The following is an 11,969-nucleotide window of genomic DNA, read 5'->3' on the forward strand; positions in this document are numbered from 1 at the left end:
GTTTTACGACAGCCCCGTCTCTTCATCAAACACCTGCCCCGGATACCGCAGGTCGAACTTCACCGCCTGCGCATAGCTGGGGCCGCTGACGGTCTGGCCGTAGCCACGGTCGCCCGTGGTGGGACGCACTTCTCCAAACCCCGAGATCAGCCACTGCCAGGCCACCTGCCCCTGCTGGTTGGTCAGCCGCCTGGGGGTGTTCAGATGGTCCGTGTGGATGGCGTACAGCCGGCCATTGATCTCTGCCGCAATGGGCATGGGGCCGCTGGCCGTGGGCAGGTAGATGATTTCCGTGCTGTCGCTCTGGCCTGCGGGCGCTGCACTATTGGCGCTGCGCTGGTTGGCGTACTGGCCCAGCACGGTGCTGCCTATGCCGTCTTCGGCATACAGAGTCTGCAGCGTGGCCGGTTGACCTGCGCCCCGGGCATCGCTCTTGAGCACGCGCTGGCCTAGGGCGTTGTAGACGTAGCTGACGGCTCTTGCATCGGCAGCGTCTGCGTATTCACCGGCCTTGGCGATGCGGCCATCTGCGCCGTAGTGCAGGTGGTTGTCGCCCTTCTTGACCAGGGCGCCCGCAGCGTCGTAGCTGAAGGTCACGTTGCTGTTCTGCGCCGCGCTGCCCGGGCGCTGCAGCGTCTGGGCATAGCTTTGCAGGCGGTTGGTGCCCGCAGCGGTCTGGTAGGTGCGCTGCAGCGTGGAGGTGCCCGATGCCAGGGCATTGCTGTAGTGCACCTGGGTGCGGTTGCCGTTGGCGTCCCAGGCGTAGCCGGAGGCGCTGAGCTCGATGGTGTCGGCAAGGCTCCAGCCTGTGGGCAGCGTGAGGCCTGCAGGCGCGCTGTGCGCGCTGGCCGTCAGGCGTCCCACGGCGTCATAGCTGAAGGCGCTGGACAGCTTGGCCTGCTGGGCTGCGGCCGTGCCCGGCAGCATGTGCTGCTGCTGGATCAGGCTGATGCGGCCCGCAGCATCCCAGGTCAGGTTCAGCAGTTGGCTGCTGGCCAGTTGGCCTGCGGTGTTGTAGACACGCTGCTCGGCCAGGGCTGTCGTGGCGCCGGGCTGCTGCACAAAGCCCGCCCATTGCCAGGCCGTGGGCTGTCCCAGGGGGCTCCAGGCCAGGCCGGTGACCAGGGGCTGGCCGTTCCACTGCAGGCCCGTGATCTGGCCTGTGCTGTCATACAGGTAGGTGGCCTGCTTGCCGCTGGGGTAGGTGGTGCTTTGCAGTTCTCCGCCACCGCCCTGCCCGGCAGGTACATAGGAGTGGATCAGCGACTTGGTGTCGCCATTGGCAAGGATCTGGCTCTTGCGCAGCACCCGGCCCAGGATGTCGCGCTGGTACTGGGTGGTGACGCCGGGGTCCTGGATTTCGCTGAGGTGGCCCGTGCTTGCCTTGGGGGCACCGGGGCCGTTGTAGGTGGTGCCGGGCAGGTCGTAGCGCAGCGTGGAGGTTGCGGTGCTGCCGTACTGGAGTTCGGTGGGACGGCCCAGGGCGTCGCGCTGCACGGTCAGGGTGCGGCCTGCGGCGTCCTTGGCGGTGGCAATCAGGCCCAGGGCGTCGTAGGTGGTGCTGCTGTTGCCGGCGTCGGGGGTGGTTTCGGCCTTGGCATTGCCCAGGGCGTCGCGGGTGTAGGTGGTGGTGACGCCTTTGAAGTCCTGGGCGGTGATGACGGCGTTCAGGGCGTTGTAGCTGAGGTTGGCGGCCGCATCGAGGGGATTGGTGACGCGGTTCAGCCGCTGCAGGCCATCGAGTGCAAACCTGGTGCGTTGATTCAGCGCGTTGCTGGTTTCCGTCAGGTCGCCATTGGCGTCATATGCCAGGCTGACGCTCTGATCGCCACCAACCGTTTCACTGGTCACCCGATTGATGTTGTTGATGGAGCGCTGCACCTGGAAGGCCACCTGCGAAGCACCGGAGCTGATGGTTTCATTGGTTCGGTTGTTCCATTGATCCACGGTGTACTGCGCAGAGTTGCCACGGTTGTCGCTCCAGCCGATAACGCGCTGGGCATTGTCGTACTGATAGGTTATGGAATGGCCGCTGGCCAGACGCAGGGTGTCCAATTGGCCATTGGGCAAGTAGGTCAGCGCTGTCTCCAGCCCTGCCGTAGCGAAGCGCGTCAGTTGCCCCCTGGGGCTGTATGCATACGTGCTTGTCTGACCCGCCGGATTGGTGGCTGTCACCACCCGCCCAGCGCCGTCGTGGCTGTACTGGCTGACACGGCCCTGCGGATCGGTGACGGTGCTGAGGTTGCCCTTGGCGTCATAGCCGAAGGAAGACCGACCAGCGGCATCGGTGTGACTGGCGACCAATCCTTGCGCGTTATAGGACCAGGTGTTGGAGTACGCCTTGCCACTTGCAACGTCCGTGACGACAGAACTGATCAGGTTGCCGCCCGCGTCATAGCCAAGATCGGTGATGCGACCCGCTTCTGTGATTTTTGTGGGCAGTGACAGGGTCGGGTGCCACGCGATCTTTGTGACCTGGGCTTCAGCACGGTTGGATGCAGCCGTTACCTGGGTGAGCCGCTGCCGCTGCGTGTCCCATTGGTAGCTGGTCCTGTTGCCCATGAAATCTTCCTTGAAAGATGGCAAGAGGTCCTGATTGATTTCTTCCTTGAATGTATTCCCGAACCGGGCGTTGCTCTGGCTGACCGCACGCACGCCGGTGGCGGTTCCTTCGTAATGTCGAGTGTGTACCGAGCCATTGGGAGCTGTGGTGGTCACCGACGCCTTGTACCAATTTGGGTCGTGCGTGCCTACTGGAAGCATCGCACCACCCGCAGGGAGATTGGCTGCGACAGAAGTGGAAACAGCATAACTACCTTGCACCCCGGCGCGTCTGGTTTCCGTCAATGTTCCATCTCCCTGGTAGGAGAAGCCCATCAATTGATTTCCCTGCGAATCTGCAATACCCGTCACCAATTCGGGAAATGACGTGCTTTCATAGGCATAGGCCCGAGTCTGTGCATCGTTGAATTTGACAGCCTTCAAACTGCCGTTGGCGTTGTAGCTGTAGTTGATAGAGTTGCCATCAGGCAATTGGACAGAATCCAGCCGCCCGTCAGTCCGATAGAGAAAGTTCAACTGCCGTCCGAAGGAGTTGGATACGGACGTCACCTTGCCCTCGGTCTGGGTTACCTGATACGCCCAGCCATTGCGCATCACGATCCGCGTGAGCCAGCCCTTGTTGTCGAAATGCCACCAGCTGTCATCACTGGCACGGTAGTACTTCCACTGACCGCCGATGGTGCCTTGAATCCTGTCGGTGCCAGAGGCAGCCACCCAGGCAGAAGACTGACCATTGCCCTTGAAGAACAGCACGGATGTTCCATCAGGCATCTGCACCGATACGCTGGACGAAAATTCCGGCCCCTGCTTTGTTGGCAATTTGACCCGGGAAATCCAAGAATGCTTCCAGCCCTTGCCCATCCCGACATCGGCTTGCCCATCAACGTCGCCGCTGTTGAAATAATGCGCTAACGACAACGGCTGCGCACCTTGGTCAATCCAATCCATGTGGGACTGGATATTTCGAGGAGTGTCCGGAACGCTTTGAGAAAAAGAATAGTCAGCTGCCAGAATGAAAAATAGGCAAACCAACGACTGACTGAAATATCTCTTCAGCAAGAAATTTGCGCAAGAGATTCCCGAAAGCAAATATATAAAACAAAACATCGAGGCCCCTCCCCATTCAATCATTTCATTCGCGAGCGCACATCTGCGGAGAAAGCTCGACAGGTGCCACAACAATACTTTTGTAATCCATGTTTTCACATTTATTACAGCGCACGTTGAAATCGAAACTTATCCCCTTGAAATACGGAGGAACGTACAGGAACTCATATACCCCGTTTTCATCCGTTTGCAGAGTCTCGGTCAAGGAAGTTCCTGGAGCGGAATGATTGTTATACTGAAGATAGAATTGAGTTTGAACTCCAGTCCCATCATTTCGTGTAATGCTGATTCTCTGACGAACAGGGCCGGACAGGCTTGGCAACGCAGAAGTGCTCGACGGGCCTTCTATTTTTACGGTATACGGAATGAATTTCGCGTAGAAAATCTGTGAATAATTTCCACTGGCGGGTGGTGCCGTAGCCACTGCACGACAGAGTAGATTGGGCCTGTAAGGTTCTTGCTCCATCTCCATGGGCAGCTGTACAACAGGCAGACCCCAACCCGTGAGACGTTGCTCGAAAGCCTTGCACGCCTTCTCCGGAGTGTCAAAATATCCATTGATGACCTGAGGAGAACTTGACTCTGGCGGATATAAGGGATCATGCCAAACATAATCCACCAACGGCATTGTTTCAGAACTTCCGTATGATGGAAAAATAGCAAAAACCAGAAGAAGTCCAAGTTTTCTATAAATCATGGTACTGTGAAATTTATGCATTCCCAGAACTATCTCGCAAGGAGATTACATTTCAACTTTCAAATGCCCCTCATGAAGGAGTCATCAGATTGAAATAAAAATAAATGGCAAAGCACCCTCCCCGACAAACACCGACATCTCACACAACGAAGAAGATCATCTTAAACAATCGCAATGAAGAAGCACATCAATTTCCCCTATTTCAAAATGGGTAAAGGTAAATACTTGGAGTCATCAAGAAAATCGGTGCCGTGCCAAGAAAAAGGTTAGCACGGCAATCATTCCGAATATCGCATTCATCACAAACGCCAATCCCATGAGCGATACAGGCAGACCAATGCCAAATGGCCGCTTCGCACTTGCTTCCAGCCCAGGACTGTGGGCTGACCAAAAGAGGCATCCAGACGCTTGAGCCACGGCAGCACACATCCCACAGCACCCTGGGGAAAAACCCCACCCCCGTCCCCACCACACATCCAACGTGTGGTTCTGCAATAATTGCCGCAACAATCATTGCGCAGTCAATTATTTCACCCGCAGACACCATGACCCAGCCTCCCCTGCCCAACGGCCTGCAGCCCTCGGACTTCTACAGCCCAGGCAGCTACACGCCCTTCGAGAGCGTGGGGTTCCTCATGCGCAAGGTGCTCAGCTCCATCCTCCAGCAGGCCGATGCGCAGCTGGCCGAGCATGAGCTGACCTATGTGCAGTGGCTGCCGCTGTACAAGCTGCTGCTGTGCAGCGATGCCACGAATGCTGGCATGGCGCGTGACCTGGGGCTGGATCCGGCCTCCATCACGCGGGCGCTGGACCGGCTCGAATCCAAGGGCATGCTGCGGCGCGAGCGCTCCACGGTGGACCGGCGCGTGGTCAAGCTGGTGCTGACCGATGAAGGCCGTGCCATGGCGGCCAAGGTGCCGCAGGTGCTGTCCAGCGTGATGAATGCCCACATGGCCGGCTTCAGCCATGACGAGTCGCGCCAGCTGCTGGACATGCTGCGCCGCCTGCTGGCCAATGGCGATGCGATGCGCGCGCCGGAAGCTGCGCCGCCGGCCCCTGCGCCTGCCACACCCGTCGGCTGACAGCGCCAGCCCCCTTTTCCGCCCCGGTTTCCGATTTCCTGATTCTTGACCCCCAACAGGCAGACCACCATGCCAAAATCCTTTGTTTCCGTGTCCGCCGCGCCCCGCCGCGTGGCCGCCGCAGCGGCCACCCTGTGCGCCGCGCTGGCCCTGGCCGGTTGTGCTTCCCAGGGCCCGGCCCATGAGCCGCTGGCCCGGCTGGGCGCCTCCGACCTGGGTCTGACGGCCCAGTCCGAGACAGGCGCCAGTACCAGCCTGCCCGCCGCCGATTGGTGGAAGTCCCTGGGCGATGCCCAGTTGGACGGCCTGATCGCCCAGGCGCTGCAGGGCAGCCCCAGCCTGACCATGAGCCGCGCCCGCTTCGACAAGGCGGCCGCCCTGGCCACGGCCACCAGCACGGCCACCGATGTGCGCGGCACGCTCGGCGTCGACGCCACGCGCCAGCACTACAGCGCCAACGGCCTGGTGCCTGCTCCCATTGCCGGCCATACCTACAACACCGGCAACCTGCAGGCCGGGCTGAGCTGGACGCCGGATTTCTTTGGCCGCCATGCGGCCGACCTGCAGGCCGCCCTGGGCCAGGCCCGTGCCGCCCAGGCCGACAGCGCCGCCGCTGCCAACCAGTTGGCCGCCCAGGTGGCGCGCAGCTATGTGGCGCTGGCCCGGCTGATTGCCCAAAAGGATGTGGCCGGCCGCACGCTGACCCAGCGCCAGTCGCTGCTGGAGCTGAGCCAGCAGCGCACGCGCGCCGGGCTGGACAGCCAGGTGGAGTTGACCCAGGCTCAGGCTGGCCTGCCCGATGCCGGCACCCAGATCGAGATGCTGGACGAGCAGATCACGCTGGCGCGCCGCACCATCGCCGTGCTCTGCGGCCAGGCGCCCGAGGCGCAGCTGCAGCTGGCGCCCCGTCTGGCCGCGCTGCAGATCCAGGCCATGCCCGGCCAGTTGGGCGCAGACCTGCTGGGCCGCCGCCCCGACGTGGTGGCCGCACGCTGGCGGGTGGAGTCGGCAACGCAGGGCATAGAGAGCGCGCGGGCGGATTTCTATCCCGATATCAACCTGACGGCCTTCATCGGCCTCAATGCCATCGGCCTGGACAACCTGTTCAAGGGCAGCTCGCGCCAGATGGGCGTGACGCCCGCGCTGCGCCTGCCCCTGTTCGACGGCAAGCGCCTGCGCGCCCAGTTGCGCGGCACGCAGGCCGATCTGGACACCGCCATTGCCCAGTACAACGGCGTGGTGCTCGATGCGGTCAAGGAAGCGGGCGATGCCATCACTTCCGTGCAATCGCTGGTGCGCCAACAGCAGCTGCAGGCCGAGTCGCTGGAGAAGGCCGAACGCGCCTACGACTTTGCCGTGCAGCGCTACAAGGCCGGCCTGGCCAGCCAGGTGACGGTGCTCAACACCGAAACCCAGGTGATCACCCAGCGCCGCCTGGACGTGGACCTGCGCGCCCGCGCGCTGGACACGCGCGTGTCGCTGATGAAGGCGCTGGGCGGCGGCTGGACCGATGGCACGGCCGCCGTGCAGGTCAGCCAGCACTGAGATCGCAACCCGCACAGGAATCCACCGCACTCTTGACCCTCCACCGGGCAGACCGCCAGCCAGCGTGACAGACCGCCAGCTCCCTGCCCCGGCCGCACAACCACATTCACAGATAACAAAGCGCCGAACACCATGACCGATACCAACAAGCAAACATCCAATGCACCCGCTGCCGCAGCCTCGCCCGTGGCCAACCCGCAGGGCCGCCGCAAGGGCCTGACCATCGTGGCCGCCGCCGTCGCGGTGGCCGCCGTCGCCTGGGGCGGCTGGCACTGGATGGTGGCCCGCAACTACCAGACCACGGACAACGCCTATGTGGCGGGCAACGTGGTGCAGATCACGCCGCAGGTCGGCGGCACGGTGATCAGCATCGGCGCCGACGACACCGACTACGTCAAGCCCGGCCAGCTGCTGGTGCAGCTGGACTCGGCCGATGCCCTGGTCGCCCTGTCCCAGGCCGAGTCGCAGCTGGCCCAGACCGTGCGCCAGGTGCGCACGCTGTACGCCAACAATGCCCCCCTGGTCGCCCAGGTGGCCCAGCGCGAGGCCGATCTGGCCCGCCTGCAGGCCGATGCCGCCCGCGCCCGCGAGGATGTGGAGCGCCGCCGCCCGCTGCTGGCCACGGGCGCCGTGGGCAAGGAAGAGTTCGACCACGCCCAGTCCCTGGCCCGCACGGCCGGCAATGCCGCCTCGGCAGCCGAAGCCGCCGTGCGCGCCGCCAAGGCGCAGCTGACGGCTGCCGAAGCCCAGACCAAGGGCAGCAGCGCCGAAGAGCACCCCAGCGTGATCGCCGCCTCCGCCAAGGTGCGCGAAGCCTATCTGGCGCTGCAGCGCACGCGCCTGGTCTCGCCCGTGGAAGGCTATGTGGCCAAGCGCGGCGTGCAGCTGGGCCAGCGCGTGGCCTCGGGTGCGCCGCTGATGACGGTGGTGGGCCTGCACAACCTCTGGGTGGATGCCAACTTCAAGGAAAGCCAGCTGGCCCAGCTGCGCATAGGCCAGAAGACCGAGCTGACGGCCGATGTCTACGGCGACAAGATCAGCTACCACGGCACCGTGGTGGGCATGGGCGCAGGAACCGGCGCGGCCTTCTCGCTGCTGCCCGCGCAGAACGCCACCGGCAACTGGATCAAGGTGGTGCAGCGCGTGCCCGTGCGCATTGCGCTGGCGCCGGAAGACCTGGCACAGCACCCGCTGCGCGTGGGCCTGTCCATGGAAGTCAAGGTGGACGTGCGAGACCAGCAGGGCGAGGTGCTGGCAACGACCACGCGCAACGCACCCGTGGCCCAGACCTCCGTCTACGACATGGCGCTGCCGCAGGCCGAGGAGCGCATTGCCCACATCGTGGCGGGCCAGAACGTGGCACCGCTCAAGCAGTTGCCCGAGCTGCCGCCCGTGGCCATGGCCGAGGTGCAGGACAGGGCCCAGGGCAAGGCGCCAGCCGCCGTGGCCTCCGCGCCGGTTGACGCGCAGGCCATGCAGTCCAGGTAAGCAGGCATCGCTTCCCCGCCTTCCCAGAACCTACGCGGACTGCCTATGACTTCCTCTACCACCGCCGTGCCGGAGCCGGCGCCGCCGGTCGCCCCCTCGGCGCCGCCGGCCATGCCTGCACGGCCGGTCCCGCTCAAGGGCGCCCAGCTGGCCCTGGGCACGCTGGCCCTGTCGCTGGCCACCTTCATGAACGTGCTGGACTCGTCCATCGCCAACGTCGCCATTCCGGCGATTTCCGGCGACGTGGGCGTCAGTCCCAGCCAGGGCACCTGGGTGATCACCAGCTTTGGCGTGGCCAACGCCATCTCGGTGCCGCTCACGGGCTGGCTCACCCAGCGCTTCGGCGCCGTGCGCCTGTTCACCATGAGCGTGCTGCTGTTCGTGCTGACGTCCTGGCTGTGCGGCTTTGCCTCGTCGCTGGAGACGCTGGTGCTGTTCCGCGTGCTCCAGGGCCTGGTTGCCGGCCCCATGATCCCGCTGTCGCAGACGCTGCTGCTGTCCAGCTATCCCCCGGCCAAGGCCGGGGTGGCCCTGGCGCTGTGGGGGATGACCACCCTGGTGGCCCCCGTGGTCGGCCCGCTGCTGGGCGGCTGGATCACGGACAACATCTCCTGGCCCTGGATCTTCTATATCAACGTGCCGGTGGGCCTGCTGTCGGCCCTGATGACCTGGAGCATCTACCGCAGCCGCGAGACCCCCACGCGCAAGCTGCCCATCGACTCCGTGGGCCTGGCCCTGCTGGTGCTGTGGGTGGGCGCGCTGCAGCTGATGCTGGACAAGGGCAAGGAGCTGGACTGGTTCGCCTCGGGCGAGATCATCACGCTGTGCGTGCTGGCCATCGTGAGCTTCGTGGTCTTCCTGGTCTGGGAGCTGACCGATGCCCACCCCGTGGTGGACCTGCGCCTGTTCATGCGCCGCAATTTCGCGGCCGGCACGGTGGCGCTGTCGATTGCCTACGGCCTGTTCTTCGGCAACGTGGTGCTGCTGCCCCTGTGGCTGCAGCAGTGGATGGGCTACACCTCCACCACGGCCGGCATGGCACTGGCGCCGGTGGGCATCTTCGCCATCATCCTGACACCGCTGGTGGGCCGCAAGGTCACGCAGTGGGACCCGCGCAGGATGGCCACGGGCGCTTTCATCGTGTTCGCCCTGGTGCTGTGGATGCGCTCGCGCTTCACGGTGGAGACCGACTTCATGCACATCCTGGTGCCCACGCTGATCCAGGGCGCGGCCATGGCCTTCTTCTTCATTCCGCTGACCACGATCACGCTGTCGGGCATCTCGCCGGACCGTATCCCGGCCGCCGCCGGCCTGAGCAACTTCGTGCGGATCACGGCGGGCGCCATGGGCACCTCCATCGCCACCACGCTGTGGGAAAACCGCGCCGCGCTGCACCACGCCCATCTGACAGAAGGGCTGGTCCAGGGCCAGGGCGTGTTCGGCGTCACCCTGCAGGGGCTGCAGGCCGCAGGCCTGAGCCAGGCGCAGGCGCTGGCCCAGATCAACCGGCTGGTGGACCAGCAGGCCTATACGCGCGCCGCCGACGACATCTTCCTGGCGTCGTCCGTGCTGTTCCTGGTGCTGATCGTGCTGATCTGGATGACCAGGCGCCCCGCGGGCCATGCCGGCGGTGCCGAGGCGGCCGGCGCCCATTGATGACCAGCCTCCGGGCCATCACCACAAGGAGCTGCCTGCAGGGGCAGCTCCTTTTTTGTCTACATGACGACACGCAAGGCGCCTTGAACGGGGCCGCCAAGACCACCATCTCGACAGGGCTGCGCCATCGGTTCCATGATGGCGGCGGCCTGAACACCGACGGAGCACCGTGAAAACACCCCGCATCTTCCGCGCCCCGATTGCCGACTACTCCCAATCGCCCCAATCGTCGGCCGGGCGCTTTCGCAACATCCATCCCCGCCCGGCCAATGCCCCCCAGCCCGACGCCAAGGTGATGTGGGACTTCTTCTTCAACAAGCCCAAGAACACCGAGCCTGCGGCGCCCCTGCCCGTGCAGCGGCTCACCCCGGCCGACCTGGCCGCCGCGCCCGAGCGCAGCCTGTACCGCCTGGGCCACTCCACGCTGCTGATGAAACTGCGCGGCGGCTGGTGGATCACCGACCCGGTGTTTGCCGAGCGCGCCTCGCCCTTTTCCTTCATCGGCCCCAAGCGCTTTCATGCGCCGCCCATCGCCCTGCATGAACTGCCCGCGCTGCGCGGCGTGGTGCTCTCGCACGACCACTACGACCATCTGGACCGTGCCACCATCCGCGCCCTGGCGCCCCGGGTCGACTTCTTCCTGTGCACGCTGGGCGTGGGCGACCGGCTCATGGCCTGGGGCGTGGCCCCCGAGAAGGTGCGCCAGTTCGACTGGTGGCAGGACGTGCAGGTGGACGGCCTGCGCTTCACGGCCACTCCGGCCCAGCATTTCTCGGGCCGGGGCCTGCGCGACGGCAACCGCACGCTGTGGGCGTCCTGGGTCATCGAGGACCTGGCAAGCGCCGACACGCTGCGTGTCTTCTTCAGCGGCGACGGCGGCTATTTCGACGGCTTTGCGGAAATCGGCCGGCGCTTCGGCCCCTTCGACCTCACGCTGATGGAGACCGGCGCCTACGACCCGCACTGGCCCTATGTGCACATGCACCCGGCCCAGACCGTGCAGGCCCACCGCGACCTGGGCGGACGCTGGCTGCTGCCCATTCACAACGGCACCTTCAGCCTGGCCATGCATGCCTGGTGGGACCCCTTCGAGCGCGTGCTGGCCCTGGGCGCCGAGCACGGCATTGCCGTGGCCACGCCCATGATGGGCGAGCGCGTGGACCTGGCCGCCCCCCATGCAGGCGAGCGCTGGTGGCGCGCCCTGGTATCTGAGGTCACGCAGGACGGAGCCGCGCCGGCACCCCGGCCCCAGCCGCGATAAACGCGTTTTTGCTGCATTGCGTCATCGGCCTACGCGGGCCGGCATGCATCTGGCTAAAGTGGAACCGGCAAGTGGAACCGGCAAGTGGATCTGGCAGGTAGATCCGGCAAATGGATCCTGAGCTTCAGGAGCGCACATGGCAAACCGCAAATCTTCCAAGGCCGCTTCGGTGGCCCGTCAGGCCACCGATCTGGCCATTGCCGCGCCGCAGGTGGTGGCGCACAGGCTCACCCGCATGGCGCTGGCCGGGGCCAATCCCTCCGCACGGGACCGGCGCGAATTCACGCGCATGGTGTCCGAGAAACAGACAGCCTTCCACCAATCCTGGGCCGCCATGGGCCTGCAGTCCATGGTCGCCAGCCAGGCCCTGATGCAGGCCTGGATGCGCATGTGGTGGATGCCCTGGAGCGCCTCCACCTGGAATGGGGGCGCACTGGCATCGCAGGCCTCGCAATGGAACAACGCCATGTGGGGCGTGGTGGGCAAGGGCATGGCGCCCGTGCACCGCACTGCAGTGGCCAACGCCCGGCGCCTGGCGCGCGGCTGATCCACCCATATCAAACCCGCTTCA

Annotated in this window: 8 protein-coding genes; 6 read left to right on the plus strand and 2 right to left on the minus strand. The window is 64.6% G+C overall.

What is annotated here, in order from left to right:
* Positions 1 to 3 precede the first annotated feature (3 nt).
* Both U6958_RS16950 and U6958_RS16955 read right to left on the minus strand, forming a co-directional pair.
* A complete protein-coding gene (locus tag U6958_RS16950; RefSeq protein WP_279627031.1) occupies positions 4 to 2,562 on the minus strand; it encodes a hypothetical protein in 2,559 nt (852 codons plus the stop codon).
* 1,132 nt (positions 2,563 to 3,694) lie between these two features.
* On the minus strand, positions 3,695 to 4,366 hold the full coding sequence (locus U6958_RS16955; protein WP_143044594.1) for a hypothetical protein: 672 nt from the start codon (positions 4,364 to 4,366) through the stop codon (positions 3,695 to 3,697).
* 545 nt (positions 4,367 to 4,911) lie between these two features.
* On the opposite strand from U6958_RS16955, the gene U6958_RS16960 reads away from it, so the two are divergent.
* From U6958_RS16960 to U6958_RS16985, 6 genes are all read left to right on the plus strand, one after another.
* Positions 4,912 to 5,448: a MarR family winged helix-turn-helix transcriptional regulator gene (locus tag U6958_RS16960; protein WP_043791990.1), complete on the plus strand. Its 537-nt coding sequence runs from the start codon at positions 4,912 to 4,914 to the stop codon at positions 5,446 to 5,448.
* Between the two features lie 69 nt (positions 5,449 to 5,517).
* The gene (locus U6958_RS16965; RefSeq protein ID WP_074922132.1) at positions 5,518 to 6,993 is read left to right on the plus strand and encodes an efflux transporter outer membrane subunit; all 1,476 of its coding nucleotides are present in this window, start codon (positions 5,518 to 5,520) and stop codon (positions 6,991 to 6,993) included.
* A 132-nt stretch (positions 6,994 to 7,125) separates the two neighbouring features.
* Positions 7,126 to 8,481, plus strand: coding sequence for an efflux RND transporter periplasmic adaptor subunit (locus U6958_RS16970; protein ID WP_074922135.1), 1,356 nt, complete (start codon positions 7,126 to 7,128; stop codon positions 8,479 to 8,481).
* A gap of 45 nt (positions 8,482 to 8,526) precedes the next feature.
* Positions 8,527 to 10,137, plus strand: a complete 1,611-nt coding sequence (locus U6958_RS16975) for a DHA2 family efflux MFS transporter permease subunit (RefSeq protein ID WP_016453441.1) — start codon at positions 8,527 to 8,529, stop codon at positions 10,135 to 10,137.
* Between the two features lie 169 nt (positions 10,138 to 10,306).
* Positions 10,307 to 11,398, plus strand: coding sequence for an MBL fold metallo-hydrolase (locus U6958_RS16980; RefSeq protein WP_061290007.1), 1,092 nt, complete (start codon positions 10,307 to 10,309; stop codon positions 11,396 to 11,398).
* Positions 11,399 to 11,534: 136 nt separating this feature from the next.
* Positions 11,535 to 11,945, plus strand: a complete 411-nt coding sequence (locus U6958_RS16985) for a polyhydroxyalkanoate granule-associated phasin (protein WP_046986239.1) — start codon at positions 11,535 to 11,537, stop codon at positions 11,943 to 11,945.
* Positions 11,946 to 11,969: the final 24 nt, after the last annotated feature.

The sequence above is a fragment of the Delftia lacustris genome (genome assembly GCF_040267515.1).
GTDB lineage: Bacteria > Pseudomonadota > Gammaproteobacteria > Burkholderiales > Burkholderiaceae_C > Comamonas > Comamonas tsuruhatensis.